Here is a 21,046-nt window from a genome sequence, read left to right as displayed (position 1 = left end):
GATGATGGGAAGGACCGGCATGTTCCGCAAGGTACTGGTCGCCAACCGGGGTGAGATCGCCATCCGCGCGTTCCGCGCCGGATTCGAGCTCGGCGCGGGCACGGTGGCTGTGTTCCCGCACGAAGACCGCAATTCGCTCCACCGGCTGAAGGCCGACGAGGCCTATGAGATCGGCGAACCCGGTCACCCGGTGCGGGCCTATCTGTCGGTCGAGGAGATCGTCGCGGCCGCCAAGAAGGCGGGCGCGGACGCCGTTTACCCCGGCTACGGCTTCCTCTCCGAGAACCCGGACCTGGCGCGCGCGTGCGAGGACGAAGGCATCACCTTCGTCGGGCCGAGCGCGGACATCCTCGAGCTGACCGGCAACAAGGCCCGCGCGGTCAAGGCCGCGCGCGAGGCGGGCGTGCCGGTGCTGGGCTCCTCCGAACCGTCCTCCGACATCGACGCGCTGGTCGCCGCGGCCGAGGAGATCGGCTTCCCGGTCTTCGTCAAGGCCGTCGCCGGTGGTGGCGGACGCGGTATGCGCCGCGTCCAGGACCCCGCACAGCTGCGCGAGTCCATCGAGGCCGCCGCGCGCGAGGCCGAGTCGGCCTTCGGCGACCCGACGGTGTTCATCGAGAAGGCCGTCGTCGAGCCGCGCCACATCGAGGTCCAGATCCTCGCCGACGGCGAGGGCAACGTGATCCACCTCTACGAGCGCGACTGTTCGGTCCAGCGGCGGCACCAGAAGGTCATCGAGCTGGCCCCCGCGCCGAACCTGGCGCCGGAACTGCGAGACCGGATCTGCGCCGACGCGGTGAAGTTCGCCCGCCAGATCGGCTACCGCAACGCCGGCACCGTCGAGTTCCTGCTCGACAAGGACGGCAACCACGTCTTCATCGAAATGAACCCGCGCATCCAGGTCGAGCACACGGTGACCGAGGAGGTCACCGACGTCGACCTCGTCCAGTCGCAGCTGCGCATCGCCTCCGGCGAGACCCTCGACGACCTCGGGCTGTCGCAGGACAAGGTGTACCTGCGCGGTGCCGCCCTGCAGTGCCGCATCACCACCGAGGATCCCGCCAACGGCTTCCGCCCGGACACCGGGATGATCAGCGCGTACCGCTCGCCCGGCGGCTCCGGCATCCGCCTCGACGGCGGGACGGCGTTCGCCGGCACCGAGATCAGCGCGCACTTCGACTCGCTGCTGGTGAAGCTCAGCTGCCGCGGCCGCGACTTCAAGACCGCCGTCGGCCGCGCCCGCCGCGCCGTCGCAGAGTTCCGGATCCGTGGTGTGGCCACGAACATCCCGTTCCTGCAGGCCGTTCTCGACGACCCGGACTTCCGCGAAGGCCGCGTCACGACGTCGTTCATCGAGGAGCGCCCGCATCTGCTCACCGCGCGCCATTCGGCCGACCGCGGGACCAGGCTGCTGACCTACCTCGCCGACAAGACGGTCAACAAACCGCACGGCGAGCGTCCGCGCACCCTCGACCCGCAGGTCAAACTGCCGAAGCTGCCCAAGGGTCTCGAACCGGCGCCCGGCTCGAAGCAGAAGCTCACCGAACTCGGCCCGGAAGGCTTCGCCCGCTGGCTGCGGGAGTCGCCGACCATCGGCGTCACCGACACCACCTTCCGTGACGCGCACCAGTCGCTGCTCGCGACCCGCGTGCGGACGAAGGACCTGCTCGCGGTCGCGCCGGTCGTCGCGCGGACCACGCCGCAGCTGCTCTCGCTGGAATGCTGGGGCGGCGCGACCTACGACGTCGCGCTGAGGTTCCTGGCGGAGGATCCGTGGGAGCGGCTGGCGAAGCTGCGGGAAGCGGTGCCGAACATCTGCCTGCAGATGCTGCTGCGCGGCCGCAACACCGTCGGCTACACGCCGTACCCCACCGAGGTGACCCACGCCTTCGTCGAGGAGGCGACGGCCACCGGCATCGACATCTTCCGGATCTTCGACGCGCTCAACGACGTCGAGCAGATGCGCCCGGCGATCGAAGCCGTCCGCGAGACCGGATCCGCGGTCGCCGAGGTGGCGCTCTGCTACACCTCGGACCTGTCGGACCCGGCCGAGAAGCTGTACACGCTGGACTACTACCTCAAGCTGGCGGAGCAGATCGTCGGCGCGGGGGCGCACGTCCTCGCCATCAAGGACATGGCGGGCCTGCTGCGGGCGCCGGCGGCGGCGCGGCTGGTTTCCGCGCTGCGCAAGGAGTTCGACCTCCCGGTGCACATCCACACGCATGACACCGCGGGTGGCCAGCTGGCGACGTACCTGGCCGCGATCCAGGCCGGGGCGGACGCCGTCGACGGTGCCGTCGCGTCCATGGCGGGCACGACGTCGCAGCCGTCGCTTTCGGCGCTCGTCGCCGCCACCGACCACTCGGACCGGCCGACCGGGCTGGATCTCCAGGCCATCGGCGACCTGGAGCCGTACTGGGAGAGCGTGCGCAAGATCTACGCGCCGTTCGAGGCGGGGCTCTCGTCGCCGACCGGGCGGGTGTACCACCACGAGATCCCGGGCGGTCAGCTGTCGAACCTGCGCACGCAGGCGATCTCGCTCGGTCTCGGGGAGCGGTTCGAGGACATCGAGGCGATGTACGCGGCCGCGGACAAGATCCTCGGGCATTTGGTCAAGGTCACGCCTTCGTCCAAAGTGGTCGGTGACCTCGCGCTGCACCTCGTCGGCGCGGGTGTCTCGCCGTCCGACTTCGAGGCGGAGCCGAACAAGTTCGACATCCCCGACTCGGTGATCGGCTTCCTGCGCGGCGAACTGGGCGACCCGCCCGGCGGCTGGCCGGAGCCGTTCCGCACCAAGGCCCTCGAAGGCCGCGCGCAGCCGAAGCCGGTGCAGGAACTGTCCGAAGAGGACCGCGAGGGGCTGGCAGAGAACCGGCGCGCGACGCTGAACCGGCTGCTGTTCCCGGGGCCCACGAAGGACTTCGAGGCACACCGCGAGCAGTACGGTGACACCTCGGTCCTGCCGTCCAAGGACTTCTTCTACGGCCTGCGGCCTGGCGAGGAGTATTCGGTCGACCTGGAACAGGGTGTCCGGCTGCTGATCGAGCTGGAGGCCATCGGCGAGGCCGACGAACGCGGGCTGCGCACGGTGATGTCCACGCTCAACGGCCAGCTGCGCCCGATCCAGGTGCGCGACACCTCGATCGCGTCGGACATCCCGGCGACGGAGAAGGCCGCCAAGGGCGACCCGAAGCAGATCGCCGCGCCGTTCGCGGGCGTGGTCACGCTGCAGGTGTCCGAGGGCGACAAGGTCGAGGCCGGTGCGACGGTCGCGACCATCGAGGCGATGAAGATGGAGGCGTCGATCACGGCGTCGACCGGCGGCAAGGTGTCGCGGCGCGCGATCAACGCCGTCCAGCAGGTGGAAGGCGGAGACCTGCTGCTCGTCCTGGAATGACCTTCCCTGGAGTGCCGTGAAGGCCTCCTTGAGGGACCCAGAGTCCCTCAAGGAGGCCTTCACGGACTTGCGGCCGCCGCTAACGTGGACCGGTGCTGATCAACGCCGTACCCCAGTTCCAGGGCGCTCTGACCGAGCGCGCGTCCGAGTTGCCCGAAGGCTGCGTCGCGCTCGCCGAGCTGGCCGGCCACGTGCTGGGCGTGCCGGTGCACCACATCCGGCAGACCCGCGAGACGTCGTCCGCGGTCGACGGGATCGCCAACCGCGCGGTGCTCACCGGCGTGAACCGCGCCGCACAGCTCGCCGCGCTGGAGGCGCCGGGCGGGCCGGTGCTCACCATCGGCGGGGACTGCGGCGTCGAGCTGATCCCGATCGGGGTCGCGCGCTACCGCTTCGGTCCCGGCCTCGGCGTCGCCTGGTTCGACGCGCATTCCGACCTCAACACCGCGGAGACGTCACCGTCCGGCGCGTTCCACGGCATGGTGCTGCGGTCGCTGCTCGGCGAGGGCGACCCGGAGTTCGCCGCGAACCCGCCGATCGAACCCGGACGCGTCGTCCTCGCCGGGACAAGGGCTTTCGACGACGCCGAGCGGGCCGTGGTCGACCGCGGGCTCGTCGTCGAGACGGCCGACGTCGCCGCCGGGCTGGCCGGCGCGGACAAGGTCTACGTCCATCTCGACCTCGACGTGCTCGACCCGGCGGAGTTCGACGGACTGAACTATCCGGAGCCGGGTGGCTTGACGATCGAGCGTCTGGTGGCGATGCTTCGCGGGCTGAGCGGCTTCGAAGTCGTCGGCGCGGGAATCACCGAATGCGCCGGCACCGAGGTCCGCGTGCTGGAGCCCGTGCTCGAAGCACTCGGGGAATTGCTCACCGGAAAGCAGTGACGCTCCGTATTCATCGGCCGTTCGTACGTACCGCGCGAGGCGTTTGCCGGGCACTTGTCATCAAAATTCAGGGACGACCCGTGATTTTGTCACGATGATGACAAGAAATCGGTTTCTTCTGCGAAAGGTGACACATTCACGAGCGACCGCGCGATGTGTTCGTTGTCACCTCACGACGATCGTGGGATGTCAGGACGCTGGGCGGAGCAAAGGAGCTGCGATGTCGGTGGAGCGCGGGATCGAACACGCTGCGCAGCCTCCTGCAGCACTGCCGCGTAAGCTCGCCGACATTTTGCGACCGGAACTGGGCAGTCTCGCCAACGAGATCGTCGACGAGATCCGGGCGACCATCCCCGCGTACGCGCGCCCGCTCGACGGGCCCTACGGCAAGTCCATCCGGGCGGGCGTCGAATACGCGATCACGTTGTTCGTCGCGCAGATCGCGGATCCGAGCGTCTCCAAGGAACAGTCGCACGAGGTCCACCATCGGCTCGGGCAGAACGAGATGCGGGAAGGCCGCAGCCTCGACACCCTCCAGTCGGCGTACCGGGTCGGCGCCCGTGTCTCGTGGCGGCGCATCATGCGCGTCGGCCGCCGCAGCGGGCTTTCGTCCGCGGTGATGTCGCAACTCGCCGACGCGATGCTCGCGTTCATGGACGAACTGGCGTCCGTCGCGCTGGACGGGTACCTCGAAGCGAAGGCGCGCACCGCGGGGGCGCTGGACACGTGGCGCCGCAAACTGCTGCACCTCGTGCTGGAAACGCCGCCGGCGCCGTCGAAGGCGATCGCGGAACTCGCGCAGCTGACCGGCTGGACGGTGCCCGAGCGAGCGACGCCGGTGGTGCTGCACCCGCTCGGCGACAACGCCAGACCCCGGCGGCACAACGCCGTCGATTCGGACGTCCTCGCCGAACTCGACTCCGCTGAGCCGCGTCTGCTCGTCCCCGGCGAGATCTCCGGCGCCCGCCTGGCCACCTTGCAGGCCGCGCTGCCCGACTACCGGCTGTCGATCGGCCCGTGCCGTCCGCTGGACTCCGTCGCCGATTCCCTCCGCTGGGCGCGCGACGCCCTGCACCTCTCCGAACGCGGCATCATCCAGGCCCGGCGGGTGATCCGCGCCGAAGACCATCTCGCCACCCTGCTCGTGAACGCCGACGCGGCGCTCACCTGCCGTCTGCGTGACCGCCTGTTCGCCCCGCTCGCCGAGATGACCGGTAAACAGCAGGAACGGCTGCTCGAAACCCTTCGCGCCTGGCTCGACAGCCAGGGCAACGTCGTCGACATCGCCGAACGTCTCCAGGTGCACCCGCAGACCGTCCGGTACCGCATGCGGCAGTTGCAGGCGACCTTCGGCGAGCACCTGCGCGACCCGGGGGCGCGGTTCGAAATGGAGCTCGCGCTGCGGGCCGGTGTCAGTCCTTCTTCGGCGTCATCGGGGTTCGCGCTGCCGGAGGTGCTGCCGTCGCCGCGCAAGAGTCCACAGTGGACGCCGAGCGGATCTTAGCCACCTGGATGTCAGGAAAGGGTCGTTCAGGACATTTTTCGTCCTGAACGACCCTTTCATGACACTCCGGAAGCGATCAGCGGCGTCCCACGGGCGGGTCCGTGTTCGGGCATTTGCGTTCCGCTTCCCAGGGCAAGCCCACCTGGTTGACCCCGATACACGCCTGGTTGTCCGGCCCTGACCCCATGCCGCTCAGCAGGGAGTCGAGGTTCTCCTTGACCCCGCAGCCGGAGAACTTGGGCAGGGTGAAGCCCTGGTAGGCGGCTTCCGGGTCGTTCGGATCGGTCCGCAGCACGCCGCCGGTGAACGCGTTCCAGTTCGGCCCGCGCAGGTTCAGCACGATCGGCTCGCTGGTCATGCAGTTGTCGCCGACGTCGAGGGGGACACCGTTGATGGTGAGATCCTTCAGTTTGCCGAACAGTTCGAGCCGCAAGGTGGCCGTCGTCGTGGTGTCCCCGTGCAGCATGGTCTCGACGTCGATGACGGTGTTGCCCGTTTTGTAGTCGGCGGGCAGAAGCTCCATCGTCCCGTTGATCGGGACGAAACCGAAGCCGAGGATCGTCATCTTGCTCGGCGGCAAAATGGTGGAGCCGGTACTGCGGTGGGGAGGCGCCGGGTAGAGGTAGTAGAAGGCGTTGAAGATGAACGACGGGGTCAACCGGACGAAGGCACCGAGCTTCTTCACCGACGACGTGCCTTGCGATTCGAAGGGCTGCAAGGGGAACACGGCGTCCGGCGGCGGGTCTTCGTTCGTGGCGTGCGTTCCGGCGCCGGGTTTCTGCCCGGGCTTGGCGGTCTTCGGTTTGGCGATGCCCATCTCGAGCATCGTGACGCTGCCCAGCTTGGTGTCCTGATCCGGCGCCTGCTTGCAGGTGATCGGATTCCGCGGCGCCTCCGGCTGTGCCGCGGTCAGCGCGAGGGACGGCACGCCGGTGGTGAGCCGGAGTTCGCCGGGGCGGGTCGCCATGATGTCGGGAACCTTGCCCGTCGCGACCAGTTTCAGCTCACCGGTGGCGGGCACCTTGGTCGCCGGGATCTCGAGGGTCACCGGGATCTGGGCCTTCTTGTCCTCGCGCGTGGCCATGAGTTCGATCTTCGCCTCGCCCGCCACCTCGGTCAGCGCGCCCAGCGTTCCCTCGCCGAGGGTGAAGGTGACAGAGAAATCCTTGACCTGCACCGGTTTCCCGGTTTGGACGACCTTGGGCAGGGTGGCCTGGACGTCCATGGTGACCGGACGTTCGCCGACGGGATCCGGGAAGACGCAGGTGTTCGCCAGGGTCTGGCGCGCGGGGGAAGCCCCCTGCAAGGGCGCTTTCGGCGGGGACGCCGGATCGGTCGCCGCGGAGGAGGCCAAGGCGCCGTTCACTCCCGCGAGCAGGATCACGCCCGCCAGTACGGGAAGCCTCCCGAGTGTCCGGCGAACCTGCTGCGTCATCTGGTTTCCTCTCGCGTCAAACGACGGGGATCGCCGGGGCGAACGCGCGGTTCTGTGCCGGGTTGGTGTTTTTGACCGTACAGCCGAGTGTCCACGGGGTCCACGTGTTGTCCCGCTTGTGGAATTCGACTTCGAGTTCGAACGTGGTGCCGAGCGCGAAGGTCGCCTGGCCAGGGGCACCCGCGGTGAAAACGGGAACGGCGGTGGCCGCGTCCTGGCTGAAGCCGACCGTGCGCGGCCCGGGTACGTACGGGGTGATCTGCGCGGGCAGGTCCAGCCCGGTGACGGTCGCCGAAGCCGGGGTGGCGTTCGTCGCGGTCACCGGCGCCTTCACCTTGCAGCGGAGGCCGTCGTAGTTGGCGGCGCTGAAGATCGTCGCGTTGTGGAGGGCGCTGAAGGCCGCGGTGCCGGCGATCGCGGCCGGGGTGAAGCTGCCGCCCGCGGACACCGGGCCCGGGCTGTCGAACTTCGCCGTGATGTCGAGCGGTTGCTGCCCGATCATGGGGAAACCGCACAGGTACGTGACGGTGCTGGTCGTGTGAGAAGTGGCGGCCGACGCCTGCCCGACGGTGAGCAGGGAGGCCGCGCCCAGCACGATGACGGAGACCGCGCCTATCCGGCGAACCTGCTGTCCCATAAGGGTTCCTCTCATGGCCGGTGATCGTCAGCCGATCGGGATCGCCGGGGCGAACGCGCGGTTCTGTGCCGGGTTGGTGTTCTTCACCGTGCAGTTGCCCGTCCAGGGGCTCCACGACCCGTCCCGCATGTGGAACTCGCCGTCGATGCGGAGCGTGGGGCCGAGTGCGATGACCGCCTGACCGGGCGTGCTCGTCCCGAAGGTGGGAACGAGAGTGTTCGCGTCCTGGATGAACTGGACCGTGCGCGGCCCCGGAACATACGGCGGGACCTGTTCGGGAATCCTCAGATTCGTCACGGCCGCCGAAGCGGGAGCGACGTTCGTCCCGGCCACCGGTGTGCTCACCGTACCCCGGAGGCCATCCCGGTTCGAGGCGTAGAGCACGAGGTTGAGCCTTTCGTCGAAGACGAGGCTCCCGGCGATCCCGGTCGGTGTGATCGTGCCGCCCGCGGTCACCGAAGCGGGACCGGTGAAGCTCATCCTGACCTCGAGCGGTTGCTGGCCGAACGGAGTGCCGCACAAGTAGGTGATGGCCCCCGTCGCGAAGGACGTGTCGGCCATGGCAGGTGCGGCCGCGAGCAGGGAGGCCGCGCCGAGCACGATGGCGGAGACCGCGCCTATCCGGCGGACCTGCTGTCCCATAAGGGTTTCCTCTCGTGGCCGGTGATGGGGACCGTGCGGGGCGGGCGTCCCCGCCCCGCACGGATGGTTCATCAGGTGATGGGGACGGCCGGGCTGAACGCGCGGTTCTGCGCCGGGTTGGTGTTCTTAACCGTGCAGTTGAAGCTCCACTTGGTCCAGGAACCGTCCTTCTTGTGGAACTCCAGCGGCGCGCTGATCGTGGTGCCGAGGGAGGCGGTCGCGGAGCCGGGCGTGCCCGCGGTGAACGTGGGAACGCCGGTGCCCGCGTCCTGGAGGATGTTGAACGTCCGCGGCCCCGGCACGTACGGGTTGATCTGGGTCGGGACGTCGAGGTTCGTCACCGACGCCGAGGCCGGGGTGGCGTTGGTGACGGTGACCGGCATGTTCACCTTGCCGCGGACACCGTCGTAGTTGGCGCTGTTGAGCAGCGCGTTGATGGTGGCGCTGATCGTCGCGGTGCCACTGATGCTCGACGGCGTGAAGGTTCCGCCCGAGGCGACCGAATCGGGGCCGGTGAACTGGGCCTTCACGTCCAGCTGCTGCTGGCCGATAGCGGGGAAATTGCACATGTACGCGACCGTGCCGGTGGCGTAGGTGGTCGCGGCGGCAGCGGTGCCGGCGGTGAGCACGGCGACGGCGCCCATCACGACGGCGGTGGTGGCGACACCGGCTGACAACTTGCCAAGTCTGCGGGACATACCTGTCATCTCCTTTGATCCAGTTTACGTCTCGGACGGCTTTCCCCATGCGCCTTTCGGCGAGTTTTTCTGATCAAATATGCTCGACTTGAGCGGCTTTCTCGGTGGTGGGGTAAACCGAGGTTACCCGCGAGTTATGTACGTAACAAGTATCCATGTCGACAGGTTTCGGAGTGGGTGCGAAAACCGTTCTTTCTTGTCAGTCCGCGCTGAATGCGATTATGAAGTTTGTCCGCCGATGACAAAGACGGGGCCGATCGGCGGAACCGGGTTAACATTTCCCGCATGGCTTCAGTCAATCGACGATCCACGACACGGCGCGTGACGACATCCACGATAGCCGCAATGATCGCCACGGTTTCCCTTTCCGGTATCGCCGACGCCGCGCCCGCCGGCGAACCGCGGCCGTGGGGGAGCAACGACTACGGGCAGGGGCAGGGCACCGTGCCCGCTTCGGCGTTCGGCGCGAGCGCGGTCTCCGCGGGCGGGCTCACCCATCTGGCCCTGAAGGACGGAGGTGTGGTCGCCTGGGGCAACGACAACTACGGCCAGGCCACCGTTCCGGCCGCGGCCACGTCGGGTGTGTCGGCGATCGCCTCGGGCTGGGCGCACGAACTGGCCCTCAAGAACGGCGGTGTGATCGCCTGGGGCAACGGTTTCTACGGCCAGAACGTCGTGCCCGCCGCCGCCACCTCCGGCGTCAAGGCCATCTCCACCAGCGCCTACTTCAACCTCGCGCTCAAGACGAACGGCAGCGTGCTGAGCTGGGGTTCGCGGACCGCCGTCCCCGCGACGGTCTCTTCGGGGGTCACCGCGATTTCGGCGGGTGTCGACCACGGCCTCGCGCTCAAGAACGGCGGCGTGATCGGATGGGGCAGCAACTCGAAGGGCCAGATCACCGTGCCGTCGGCGGCGACCTCCGGGGTGACGGCGATCTCGGGCGGGTTCCGCCACAGCATCGCGCTGAAGAACGGCGGCGTCCTCGCCTGGGGCGACAACACCTACGGCCAGGCTTCCGTGCCGCCCGAGGCGCAATCGGACGTCGTCGCCATCGACGCCGGCTACAACCACAACGTGGCCCTGAAGGCGGACGGAAGTGTCTTCGCCTGGGGCAGCAACCTGAAACAGGAGAGCCGGGACACCAGCTCGGAACCGCCGATGGACATGTGGAAGTTCTCGGGTGTCTGTGCTCCGGTCTACGCCGTTTCCGCAGGTGACGGCACCGGCGTCGCGTTGGTCGACCCTGCCGCGCCGCAGTTCTGCTGAACCTGCGTGGTGGGTTCTGGGTACCTACGGCGGGTGGGTCGTGATCGCAGGTCCGTGAAGGGCTCCTTGCCTACCTTGAGGGTAGGGAAGGAGCCCTTCACGACATCCCCACGGCCAGCGACCACTCTCGCGAGTCCGTGAAGGCCTCCTTGAGGGACCCAGAGTCCCTCAAGGAGGCCTTCACGGACCGGACTTGAGCCTCAGACGTTGGACTTCATGTTCAGGGTGATGGTGTTGTCCGGACCGGAGATCAACGCTCCCAGCGCGAGGTCGTTGATGAAGCAGTCCTTGAACTCCGGGATGGTGAACGTCCCCGAAGACGGGATCGAAGGGGCGAACAGGTCGACGTTCTTCGACACCAGCGTCAGGTCCAGCGGCTTGACGGTCTTGCAGGCGTTCGGCACCGTCGGGAGCGGGATGACCGGCCAGAACAGGCCGACCACGATGTTGTCGATCAGCATGTTCGCCTGCGAATGGGTGGTCAGATCGCCGTTGGCGAGGGTGCCGGTGACCGGGCCGGTCGGCTCGATCCGCACGCGGGCCTTGATCTTGAAGACCCCCGAGACCAGCGAGATGTTCGCCGTCGAGGGCGGCAGGGAAAGGTTTCCCCGGATCCCGACGTTGTCACCGTCGATGACGAGGGCACCGTCGAGCTGGCCGGGGCCGAGGTCGAGGGTGCCGCCCGTCTTCTTGACCGTGGTCTTCCCGGTGACGGTGTAGGACACCGGGATCTCCACCGGGTCGTCCGCGAGGGCGGGCGACGCGGCGAGGCTGCCGGCCACGGCGATCGCGGAAGTGAGCGCGACGACCGTGCCGAGACGGCGACGGGCGGTTTTCGGGCGCGTTCGACCGAACATGGGATTCTCCTCGTTTTCTCTCCTGTTTTACAAAGCGGACGAAAGGGGGAATGACCGGTTTGTCACCGGGGTACAAGGTCGGTGATGACCCAGTTGTCGCCTTCGCGTTCAGCGGTGACCGAAAGCTGTGCGGCAGCCGTCGTCGACGAATTGTTGTCGGCCCTCGTCGCCGCTTGATCGAGGAATACCAGCAGCCTCGCTTTACCGCCGCCGAGTTCCTGGACGGCGGATGAGGAGACGCGGGTCGTGAGGACGAGTTTCTGTGCCGGCGCCTTTTCCCGGACTTGGGCGAACAGCTGGTTGTACGACTCCAGCGCCTTACCTCTCAGCGCCGAAGCGGCCGCCTTTTCGGTGACGTCGGTCCGGTCGTAGGAATAGGAGAAGACCTTGTTGAGCGCCACCGTCACCGCGGAGTTCACCTCGGCCGTCGCGCCGACGTCGGTGAGCGCGGTGTTGGCCGCCGACGGCGCCGCCGAGATCGACCTCGCCTCCAGCGTGAACCACGCGCCCGCCGCCACCAGCACCGCCGCCGCGACCAGCAGGATCAACGGCAACTTGGGCCGGCGGGACGGCGTTTCGGTGACGACCTCGGCTTCGGGTTCGGTCTCGGTCTCGGTGTCGGCCGTGGCGGTCATCGCGCACCCACCGGGAGCTGGTCGAGCGCGCTGAGCTTCCAGCCCTCGCCGGTCCTGGTCAGCCCGGCGGCGAACCGGTTGCGCTTCGTCGTCGGCGCCGCGCCTTCCTTCGCCATCGTGATCTCCACCGATGCCAGCATCTTGGCCGTTCCGGCGTGGTCGTCGAGTTCGCTGATGGCCGCGTCCAGCACCTTGCCCGTCGAGACCGTCGCGTCCTTGGTGAGCGTCTGCTTGGTCGCGTCGTCGGTCTTGCCCAGCTGGTCGCGCAGCGGGCCGGTGGACGCGGCGAGCCAGTCGGCGATGCCCTGGTCGACCCGATGGTGATCGAGGCTGGTCAGCCGGGCGACGAGTTCACGTCCGCTCTTCAGCGCTTCGTCGCGCGAGTTCCCGTAGGCCACCGCCGCCGAACCCGTCGCGGTGAACCAGGTGTACCCGGCCCATCCCGCGAACGCGCAGGCCGCGGTGAACACGGCGATCGCGATCTTCAGTTGCGCAGCCACAACATCTCCTCGAGGCTGGTGGACGTCGGCTGGCCGTCGGCGCCGAAGCCGCCGGGGATCGCGGCGGGCGGGACGCCGCCCTTCGGCGCGTTCTGCGAGCCGCGGACCGAACTCGGGTTGCCCTTGTCGAGCGTGCACGCGGCACCGGTGTTGAACGGCAGCGGCGAGAGGTCCGCGCTGCTGCGGATCTTCGTGCCCCCGTAGCCCTTGGTGCAGGGCATCGGGTCGAAGAAGGTCAGTACCAGTTCGATCTTCCCGGACTGCTCGTCGACGGAGGCGTCGACGGCGGACACCGCCTTCGGGGTGTTGATCAGCAGCTGGCGGAGGCCGTCGGTGCGCGCGGAGAACACCTGCGACGTGGTGAGCAGGTTCGCCAGCAGGATCGGCAGGCCCGGCTCGTTGTCCCGCAACAGCCCGGAGAGCTGGGTCGCCGCTTCGGGCGCGGTCGTGATCAGCCGTCGCAGGTCACCGTCCGAACGGGCCAGCTGTTCGGCGAACTGCTTGGCGTTGCCGCTGAACTGCCGCCAAGCCTGTGACGAGTCCACCTGGGTCTTCAGCACGGTCGAGCCGTCGGTGAGCAGGCTCTCCGTCTGCGGCAGGTGATCGGCGGCCTGTTTGGTGAAGTCGGTGGTGGAATCCAGCAGCACTTGGAGGTTCGCGCCGGAACCGCGCAGGGCGTTGTCGAGTTCGTCGACCACGGTCCGCAGATCCTCGGTCGGCACGGACGCGGTAAGCGAGTCCAGGTCGGTCAGCAGATGCTGCACCGGCAGCGGCACACTCGTCGCCTCACGCGGGATGACGGAACCTTCGGCGAGGAACGGCCCGTCGCCGGTCCGCGGCTGCAGGTCGACGAACTGCTCGCCGACCGCGGACCGGTTCGCCACGACCGCCCGCGAGTTCGCCGGGATCCGCGGCGCGTCGTCGTCGATCAGGAGATCCGCTTCCATGCCACCGGCGGTGAGCCGCAGTTCGCCGACCCGGCCGACGGCGACGCCGCGATAGGTCACCTCGCCGTTGGTGAACAGGCCGCCGCCGTCGGTCAGCGCGAGCTTCACGGTGTACCCGCTCGCCCCGAAGAGCCGGTCGAGCCCCGCGTAGTTGGCGCCGACGAACGCCGTCGTCGCCAGCGCGAGGACGACGAACGCGATCACCTGGATCCGGATACGGGCGGTGAGCATCAGCTACCTCCGGAGGACGGCAGCGGCAGGGTCGGAAGGTCCGGCGGGACGCCTTCGCCCGGTGGCGGGAGTTCGGCGCCCGGTGCGGGGATCATCGAGGCGTAGACGTTCAGGTAGTCGCCCTTGATCCCGTCGCGGACGGCGTCGGTGAACGGGAACGTCGGCAGGATCTCCAGCGATTTGGGCAGGTTCTCACCGGCGTCGGCCAGCCGCTTGAGGATCGGCGCGAGCGCGGTGAGGTCCGCGACGAGGTCGGCCTTGCTCTTCTTGATCACATCGACGCCGACCCCGGAAAGCCGGTCGAGCGCCTGCAGCATCGAGACGAGCTGCGTGCGCTGGTCGGAAAGGCTCTTGAGGCCGGGGGTGAGGTCGGTGAGCGCGCCTTCGACCTGCTTTTTCCGGTTGGCCAGTGTCGCCGAGAGCTGGTTGAGCCCGTCGAGCGCCGAGGTGATCTCCGAACGATGCGAGTCCAGATTGGACACGAGCTGTTCCACAGTGGACAGGAACGAGCGGATCTCCTCCTCGTTGCCGTCCATCACCTTCGACAGCTCGCGGTTGATGGTCTGCAACTGGCCGATCCCGCCGCCGTTGAGCAGCAGGGACAGCGCGCCGAAGACCTCTTCGAACTCCGGGTTGCGGTTCGTGCTCGCGACCGGGACAATCCCGCCGTCGCCCAGCCTGCCTTCGGCCTTCGCCGCGCCCGGGGCGAGCTCGATGAACTTCTCGCCGAGCAGGCTGGACTGCCGCAGCCGCGCGATGGCGTTGGCGGGCAGGTGGACGTCGCCGTTGAGGGCCAAGACGGTCTCGGCCGTCCAGCCGTCCTCGCCGAGCCGGATCTTCTCGACCCGGCCGACCGGCACGTCGCCCACCTTCACCGCGGCCTGCGGGACCAGGTCGAGTACGTCGGCGAACTGCACGGTCACCCGGTACGGATGGTCGCCGATGTCCGCGCCGCCGGGCAGCGGCAGGTCGTAGACGCCCTTGAAATCGGAGGAACAGGCGGTGAGCGCGACACAACACGCGGCGAGTACGGCGATCGACCGTTTCGTGGCCATCAGCGCCCCCCGGTGTAGGTGTCGCCGGCGACCGGCAGCGGGAGCGGGGCGTATTCGAGCATGTTGCCGCGGCTCTGCAGCTTCCCGGTCTTCGGGTCGACGGCACCGAGCACGTTCGTCACCGCCAGCGGGATCGTGTCGAGGGTTTCGGCCAGCGCGGCGCGTTTGTCGACCAGCGTCCCGGTTGTCACCGCCAGCTTGTCCACATTGGACTTGATCAGCGCGCGGTTGTCCCGGATGAACTGCTGGATCTCCGCGAGCGCGCCGCCGAGGCCGTTGAGCGCGCGGGCGAGTTCGTCCTTGTTCCGCGCGAGCGTGCCGGTCACCGACGCGAGCTGTTTGTTGACCTCGCTGACGTTCCGGTCGTTGGTCGCCAGCATCGAGGTGAACCGCTGCAGTTCGTCGACGGTGGCGAACAGGTTCTGCGAGTTGCCGGACAAGGTCCTCGCGAGGTCGGCGAAGTTGCGCACCGACTCGTTGAACGGCTTGCCGTTGCCCTGCAGGTTCTTCGCGCCGGTGCGCAGCAGTTCCGAAAGCGCGCCGTCGGCGTTCGCGCCCTTGGGGCCGAGTGCCTTGGCGAGGGTGTCGAGGCTGGAGTAGAGCTGGTCGAGCTCCACCGGCGTGCCGGTGCGCTCCACCGGGATCACCGCGCCGTCGTCCAGCCGGTTCCCGGCGCGGGTGAGCTTGGTGAACTGGACGTACCGGTCGGCCACCACGCTCGGCGCCACGACCAGCACGTTCGTGTCGGCGGCGATCGGCGTCGACCCCTCGACGGTCAGGACGACCTTGACCTGTTCCCCTTCCGGGGTCACCGATTCGACCTGGCCGACCCGGACGCCGAGCACCCGCACGTCCGATCCACTGTAGACACCGACGGCCCGCGAGAAGTACACGGTGACGCGGTCGAGCCCGTTGCCGGAGAAGATCCACCAGAGACCGCCGACGACGGCCAGCGCGAGTACCAGCGCGAGGGTGACGAAGCGGCTGGTCACCGGCCACCTCCCGGGATCTTCGGCAGGCACGGGTCCCGGTTCTCCGGGACCAGCCCGCACAGGTAGCTGTCCACCCAGCGTCCGTTGCCGAGCGAGTTGTTCACCACACGGAAGTACGGCGCGGCGAGGTCGAGGCTCTTGGCGAGATTGTCGTTCTGCCGCTGCAGGATGTCGGTCACCTCTCCGAGCCGGGCGAGCGCGCCGCCGAGCTGGTCCTTGTTGTCTCTCACCAGGCCCGAAAGCTGGGTGGCGAGCTCCTGCGAGCCGGTCAGCAGGTCGTGGATCGCCTGTCGCCGGTTGTCCAGTTCGGTCAGCAGCAGGTTGCCGTCCGAAAGGAGCTTGGCGAAGTCGTCGTTCGAGTTCGCGAGTGTCGTGGTGAGCCCGTGCGCGTTCGACAGCAGGCTGGCGAGCTCGTTGTCCCTGGAGGACACGGTCTTCGACAGCGACGTCAGCCCTTCGAGCGCCTTCTTGATGTGCTCGGGCGAGTTCTTGAACGTGTCGCTGAGGGTGGTGAAGCTTTCCGCGAGCTGATCCGTGTCGATCGCGCCCGCGGTGTCGGCCAGCCCGTTGAACGCCTCGGTGACGTCGTAAGGCGTCACGGTCCGGGTGCGCGGGATGACCTGCTTCGGGTTCTGCACCGTCTCACCGGTCGGGCGCAGCGCGAGGAACTTCCGGCCGAGCAAGGTCTTGATCTTGATCTCGGCGGCGGTCTTGTCGCCGACCCAGGCGTCCTTGACCCGGAAGCTGACCACCACGTGGTCTTCGGCGAGCCGGACGTCGCTCACCGTGCCGACCTTGATCCCGGCGATGCGGACCTCGTCGTCGGCTTGCAAGCCGGCCGCTTCGGAGAATTCGGCCTGGTAGGTGGTCCCCGAGCCGATGATCGGCAGGGCCTCGTAGTTGAGCGTCGCGGTCAGCAGCCCGGCGGCGATGACGCTGCCGACGACACCGATGACGATCGGGTTCCGCTCCTTGAAGGGTTTCACGCCGTGCACCTCTCCGCCGTCGCCGGGACCCCGCGCGGAGGTTTGGTCTGCAGGACGGACGAGCACAGGTAGAAGTTCATCCACGATCCGTAGGAGCCGATCCGGCCCAGTTCGTTCAGTTTCCCCGGGAGCACGGTCAGGACGCGGTCCACTTCGGCCTTGGCCTCGTCGGTCGTCAGCTGACCGGCCAGCAGGCCGAGCCCCTCGATGCTGTCCTTGAGCGGTTTCCTGCCCTGTTCGAGCAGGCCGGCCGTGGCGGTGGTGAGATCCGCGAGCCCGGAGACGGCCTCCCCGATCTCGGTGCGGTCACCGGCGAGGCCGGACACCAGCTCCTTCAGCGTGGAGACCAAAGTGGACAGTGCGTCGCCCTTGCCGTTGATGCTCTTCAGCACGGTGTCCAAGTTCGTGATCACGTCGCCGATCACCTTGTCGCGGCCGGCGAGCGTGGTGGTGAGCGAACCGGTGTGCGCCAGCAGGCTTTCCACCGTGCCGCCTTCGCCCTGCAGCACCTGGACGATCTCGCCGGAGAGCTGGTTGACGTCCTTGGGGGACAGGGCCTGGAACAGTGGTTTGAAGCCGTTGAACAGTTCCGTGAGATCCAGCGCGGGCGTCGTGCGCTCCAGCGGGATCTCCGCTCCGGGCTCCAGGAGTTCGCGGGTGCCCTTGCCGCGTTCGAGCGCGATGTAGCGCTGGCCGACCATGTTGCGGTACTTGATCACCGCGTTCACGTCGGCGGGCAGCCTGCGCTGCGAGTCGAGGGAGAACCGGACGAGGGCCAGGCTGTGGTCGGCGATTTCGAGTTCCTCGATCTGGCCGACCCGCACCCCGGAGATCCGGACGTCGTCGCCGACGTTCAGCGACGTCGCGTCGAGGAATTTGGCGCTGTAGGTCTTGGTGTCGCCGAGGCCGGTGTTCGTGATGGACACCGCCAGCAGCACCGTGGCCAGCGTCGTGACGACGACGAAGATCAGCCCTTTGATCAACGGGCTCACGAAGTTCCTCATCGCACGGTCACCTCCGTTCCCCGGTAGAGCGGCCCGACGAGCACGCTGCCCCACGCGGGGACCTGGCCTGCCGGGACACCGATCGAGGGCGCGACCAGCGTGGAGATCAGTTCCCGCTCCTGCGGCGAGTTGGCCAGGCCGAGGTCGCCCTGCTCGCCGGGGAGCGCCGCGGTCTTCTCACCGGTCGCCACGATCCCTTGGCCCATCAGGCCGTTCGACGGATAGCAGCGCGGTTCGCCGGTGGCGTTGTAGACCGGGTCGTCCTTGCCCGGCACGTACTTGCCCCGGGGCCGGCTGACGATGATCTCCGCGTGCAGCCCGGGTTCGTCCGTGCCGGCGCCCAGCACCTTGTCCATCTGCGGCTTGAGCTTCGCGAGCGCGTCCAGCGTGCAGGCGAAACTCGGCGAGTACTTCGCGCCGACCTCCAGCGGTGCCCTGCTGTCGGCGGCGAGCGCGATGATGTTGGCGCGGTTGTTGAGGAGGAACGTCGTGACGTGCTGGGAGGACGACGTCACCTGCTGGTACACCGTCGCCAGTGCGTCACGTTTCTCCTTGACGGTGTCGAGGGTGACCGCCGAGGCGCTCAGCGCGTCGAGCAGATCCGGCGCGATGTCGCCGTACAGCTTCGTGACCGTGGCGAGGTCACGGATGTTGTCGTTCAGCTTCGGGAGGTTCGGGTTGAAGTCCTTCAGATAGGCGGCCGCGGTGGCGAGCGTGTCGCCGACCTGGTCGCCGCGACCCTCCAGCGCGGTGGCGACCGTGGTCAGCGTGGTGGCGAGCTTCTGCGGCTGCACCGCCTTGAGCAGCGGCAACAGATTGTCGAAGACCCGCTCGAGTTCGATCGCGTTGGCCGAGCGGTCCTGCGTGATCACGTCGCCCGCGCTCAACGGTCCGGCGGGTGATCCGTCCGGAATGGACAGTTGCACGTACCGCTCACCGAACAGGGTCTTCGGCACGAGCAGCGCGGACACGTTCTTCGGCAGCTGCGAAACCTTGCCGGGCTCCATGGCCAGGTCGATCTCCGCGCCGCCCGGCGTCGCGCGGACGTCGCGGATCTCGCCGACCACCACGCCGCGTGCCTTGACCTGACCGCCCGTGCGCAACTGGTTGCCGACCCGGTCCGCCTGCAGCGTCACCGGCACGGATTCGACGAAATCCTTCCGGTAGATCTTGATCGACAGCAGCACGAGGGCGGACATCACCACGAGGAACAGCACCCCGGCGGTCCTGACCCCGGCCTTGCGCAGCCCGCGCCGGCTCATCCGGCCACCTGCACCGTCGTGGTCGCGCCCCAGATCGCGAGGCTGAGGAAGAAGTCCAGCACGCTGACCGCCACGATCGCGGTCCGCACCCCGCGCCCGACGGCGACACCGACGCCCGCCGGGCCGCCGCTCGCGCGGAAGCCGTAATAGCAGTGGGCGAGCACGATCACGACACTGAACACCAGCACCTTGCCGAACGACCAGAGCACGTCGCCCGGTGGCAGGAACAGCAGGAAGTAGTGGTCGTAGGTGCCCGCGGACTGGCCGTAGAACCAGACGGTGATCTGGCGCGACGCCAGATACGAGGTCAGCAGGCCGATCGCGTACAACGGGATGACCGCGAGGAACCCCGCGATGATCCGGGTGGTCACCAGGTACGGGACGCTGGGGATGCCCATCACTTCCAGCGCGTCGATCTCCTCGGAGATGCGCATCGCGCCCAGCTGCGCGGTGAAGCCGCAGCCCACGGTGGCCGACAGCGCCAGCCCGGCCACGAGCGGCGCGATCTCGCGGGTGTTGAAATACGCGGAGACGAACCCGGCGAACGCCGACGTGCCGACCTGGTTGAGCGCCGAGTAACCCTGGAGCCCGACGACCGTGCCGGTGAACACGGTCATCCCGATCATCACGCCGATCGTGCCGCCGATGACCGCCAGCGCGCCGCTGCCGAAGCTGACTTCGGCCAGCAGACGGGTGATCTCGCGCAGGTAGCGGCGCACCGCGCGCGGCACCCAGGCGAGCGCCTTGAGGAAGAAGAGGATCTGGTCGCCGAGCGTGTCCAGGAACCCGAACCGGCGGTCCACGGCCTCGCGGACCCGCTCCGCGCGTTTGGGGGAAGTCGTCGTGACCATCAGCTGCCCTTCGCCGGGACGAGCTGCAGGTAAAGCGTCGTCAGCACGAGGTTCAACAGGAACAGGAGCAGGAACGTGATCACCACGGATTGGTTCACCGCGTCACCGACGCCTTTCGGGCCGCCTTTCGGATTGAGCCCGCGATAAGAGGCGACGATCGCCGCGACGAAACCGAAGATGACCGCCTTGATCTCGCTGATCCAGAGGTCCGGCAGTTGCGCGAGAGCGGAGAAACTGGCCAGATACGCACCCGGTGTCCCGTTCTGCATGATGACGTTGAAAAAATAGCCGCCGAGGACGCCGACCACACTGACCATTCCGTTGAGGAATGCGGCGACCCCCATCGCGGCGAGCACCCTCGGCACGATCAGGCGCTGGATCGGGGAGACCCCGAGCACCTCCATCGCGTCGATCTCCTCGCGGATCGTGCGGGACCCGAGGTCCGCGCACATCGCCGACCCGCCGGCGCCCGCGATCAGCAACGCCGTCACGATCGGGCTGGCCTGCTGGATGATCGCCAGCACACTGGCCGCGCCGGTGAAGGACTGCGCGCCGATCTGCGCGGTCAGCGAACCGATGTGCAACGCGATCACCGCGCCGAACGGGATCGCGACCAGCGCCGTCGGCAGGATCGACACACTCGCGATGAACCAGAACTGCTGGATCAGCTCGCGGGCCTGGAACGGCCGCCGGAAGGTCAGGCGGACGACGTCGAGACCGAGTGAGTAGAGCCTGCCGGTCTCCCGGAGCGCACCCGCGCCGGGGAATGAGGGTGCGTTAGTCCGGACGCCCACGCCGACCCTCCAGTTTTCCGGGCACGGCGAATACACCCCAGCTTGCGCAATTCCTTTGCTCCGAATGGCGGAACGGAATCGTTGAATAGGGTCAACGGGGTGTTACCGTGCTGTTTGCTACTGGTCGGTACGCTAATCACGTGCCTGCCTGGTGACAAGAACTTCGGTGTGATCAAGACGTCACGTCCTGGTAACCGGTGAATTCTTGTTCTTTTTTGACAAAGGCGAACGGGGATCTTGTCCGTTCTTTCGTGCTCGGCGGCGCGTTGGTCCATTCGTGGCGCGGGGGTGGCTCTCGATCGGTCCTCGAGTGGGTCTCGGGGTCGCGGCGGCCGGGCGGGCAAGGCCGTGAAGGCATCCTTCCCCACCTCAAGGGAGGTCCTCACGACGCGCCGTCGACAGGCCTGCGGACGCCATGAAAGGTCCTTTACTTGCAAAATTTGCAAGTAAAGGACCTTTCATGGCG

Annotated in this window: 19 protein-coding genes; 4 read left to right on the top strand and 15 right to left on the bottom strand. The window is 68.0% G+C overall.

Annotated features, from left to right (window positions below):
* Positions 1–19: 19 nt before the first annotated feature.
* The 3 genes from ACIHAO_RS26565 to ACIHAO_RS26555 all read left to right on the top strand — a co-directional run bounded on the left by ACIHAO_RS26565 (position 20) and on the right by ACIHAO_RS26555 (position 5,788).
* Positions 20–3,397, top strand: a complete 3,378-nt coding sequence (locus tag ACIHAO_RS26565) for a pyruvate carboxylase (protein ID WP_396562171.1) — start codon at positions 20–22, stop codon at positions 3,395–3,397.
* 92 nt (positions 3,398–3,489) lie between these two features.
* Positions 3,490–4,284, top strand: coding sequence for an arginase family protein (locus ACIHAO_RS26560; RefSeq protein ID WP_396562169.1), 795 nt, complete (start codon positions 3,490–3,492; stop codon positions 4,282–4,284).
* 220 nt (positions 4,285–4,504) lie between these two features.
* Entirely contained in the window at positions 4,505–5,788 is a 1,284-nt protein-coding gene (locus ACIHAO_RS26555; RefSeq protein WP_396562167.1) for a PucR family transcriptional regulator, read from the top strand.
* Positions 5,789–5,864: 76 nt separating this feature from the next.
* On the opposite strand, the gene ACIHAO_RS26550 is transcribed toward ACIHAO_RS26555, so the two are convergent.
* From ACIHAO_RS26550 to ACIHAO_RS26535, 4 genes are all read right to left on the bottom strand, one after another.
* The gene (locus ACIHAO_RS26550) at positions 5,865–7,223 is read right to left on the bottom strand and encodes a DUF6801 domain-containing protein (RefSeq protein ID WP_396562165.1); all 1,359 of its coding nucleotides are present in this window, start codon (positions 7,221–7,223) and stop codon (positions 5,865–5,867) included.
* Between the two features lie 16 nt (positions 7,224–7,239).
* Positions 7,240–7,860: a DUF6801 domain-containing protein gene (locus ACIHAO_RS26545; protein ID WP_396562163.1), complete on the bottom strand. Its 621-nt coding sequence runs from the start codon at positions 7,858–7,860 to the stop codon at positions 7,240–7,242.
* 27 nt (positions 7,861–7,887) lie between these two features.
* Complete coding sequence (locus tag ACIHAO_RS26540) at positions 7,888–8,502, bottom strand: DUF6801 domain-containing protein (protein ID WP_396562161.1); 615 nt, start codon at positions 8,500–8,502, stop codon at positions 7,888–7,890.
* A 71-nt stretch (positions 8,503–8,573) separates the two neighbouring features.
* Positions 8,574–9,200 carry a DUF6801 domain-containing protein gene (locus tag ACIHAO_RS26535; RefSeq protein WP_125792578.1) on the bottom strand — a complete coding sequence of 209 codons (627 nt, stop codon included), beginning with the start codon at positions 9,198–9,200 and terminating at the stop codon, positions 8,574–8,576.
* Between the two features lie 345 nt (positions 9,201–9,545).
* Between ACIHAO_RS26535 and ACIHAO_RS26530 the strand changes: the two genes are divergently transcribed.
* Positions 9,546–10,466: an RCC1 domain-containing protein gene (locus ACIHAO_RS26530; protein WP_396562158.1), complete on the top strand. Its 921-nt coding sequence runs from the start codon at positions 9,546–9,548 to the stop codon at positions 10,464–10,466.
* Positions 10,467–10,666: 200 nt separating this feature from the next.
* Here ACIHAO_RS26530 and ACIHAO_RS26525 read toward each other — a convergent pair whose 3' ends face one another.
* The 11 genes from ACIHAO_RS26525 to ACIHAO_RS26475 form a co-directional block, all read right to left on the bottom strand.
* On the bottom strand, positions 10,667–11,323 hold the full coding sequence (locus tag ACIHAO_RS26525) for a hypothetical protein (RefSeq protein WP_125792580.1): 657 nt from the start codon (positions 11,321–11,323) through the stop codon (positions 10,667–10,669).
* 62 nt (positions 11,324–11,385) lie between these two features.
* Positions 11,386–11,958, bottom strand: a complete 573-nt coding sequence (locus tag ACIHAO_RS26520) for a hypothetical protein (RefSeq protein ID WP_396562156.1) — start codon at positions 11,956–11,958, stop codon at positions 11,386–11,388.
* Complete coding sequence (locus ACIHAO_RS26515; protein ID WP_396562154.1) at positions 11,955–12,458, bottom strand: hypothetical protein; 504 nt, start codon at positions 12,456–12,458, stop codon at positions 11,955–11,957. The genes ACIHAO_RS26520 and ACIHAO_RS26515 overlap by 4 nt, the downstream gene beginning before the upstream one ends.
* Positions 12,443–13,636: an MCE family protein gene (locus tag ACIHAO_RS26510; RefSeq protein WP_396562152.1), complete on the bottom strand. Its 1,194-nt coding sequence runs from the start codon at positions 13,634–13,636 to the stop codon at positions 12,443–12,445. Before ACIHAO_RS26510 ends, ACIHAO_RS26515 begins: the two co-directional genes overlap by 16 nt.
* On the bottom strand, positions 13,636–14,691 hold the full coding sequence (locus ACIHAO_RS26505) for an MCE family protein (RefSeq protein WP_396562150.1): 1,056 nt from the start codon (positions 14,689–14,691) through the stop codon (positions 13,636–13,638). The genes ACIHAO_RS26510 and ACIHAO_RS26505 overlap by 1 nt, the downstream gene beginning before the upstream one ends.
* Positions 14,691–15,683: an MCE family protein gene (locus tag ACIHAO_RS26500; protein WP_396562148.1), complete on the bottom strand. Its 993-nt coding sequence runs from the start codon at positions 15,681–15,683 to the stop codon at positions 14,691–14,693. The genes ACIHAO_RS26505 and ACIHAO_RS26500 overlap by 1 nt, the downstream gene beginning before the upstream one ends.
* Positions 15,680–16,669, bottom strand: coding sequence for an MCE family protein (locus ACIHAO_RS26495; protein WP_396562146.1), 990 nt, complete (start codon positions 16,667–16,669; stop codon positions 15,680–15,682). Before ACIHAO_RS26495 ends, ACIHAO_RS26500 begins: the two co-directional genes overlap by 4 nt.
* Complete coding sequence (locus ACIHAO_RS26490; RefSeq protein WP_396562144.1) at positions 16,666–17,673, bottom strand: MCE family protein; 1,008 nt, start codon at positions 17,671–17,673, stop codon at positions 16,666–16,668. Before ACIHAO_RS26490 ends, ACIHAO_RS26495 begins: the two co-directional genes overlap by 4 nt.
* Complete coding sequence (locus ACIHAO_RS26485; RefSeq protein ID WP_396562142.1) at positions 17,670–18,935, bottom strand: MCE family protein; 1,266 nt, start codon at positions 18,933–18,935, stop codon at positions 17,670–17,672. The genes ACIHAO_RS26490 and ACIHAO_RS26485 overlap by 4 nt, the downstream gene beginning before the upstream one ends.
* Complete coding sequence (locus ACIHAO_RS26480) at positions 18,932–19,786, bottom strand: MlaE family ABC transporter permease (protein ID WP_396562140.1); 855 nt, start codon at positions 19,784–19,786, stop codon at positions 18,932–18,934. The genes ACIHAO_RS26485 and ACIHAO_RS26480 overlap by 4 nt, the downstream gene beginning before the upstream one ends.
* The gene (locus ACIHAO_RS26475; protein ID WP_037311541.1) at positions 19,786–20,580 is read right to left on the bottom strand and encodes an ABC transporter permease; all 795 of its coding nucleotides are present in this window, start codon (positions 20,578–20,580) and stop codon (positions 19,786–19,788) included. Before ACIHAO_RS26475 ends, ACIHAO_RS26480 begins: the two co-directional genes overlap by 1 nt.
* Positions 20,581–21,046 lie beyond the last annotated feature (466 nt).

It is taken from the genome of Amycolatopsis sp. NPDC052450 (genome assembly GCF_044547565.1).
Lineage (GTDB): Bacteria > Actinomycetota > Actinomycetes > Mycobacteriales > Pseudonocardiaceae > Amycolatopsis.
This window is presented reverse-complemented; position numbering and strand designations above follow the sequence as displayed.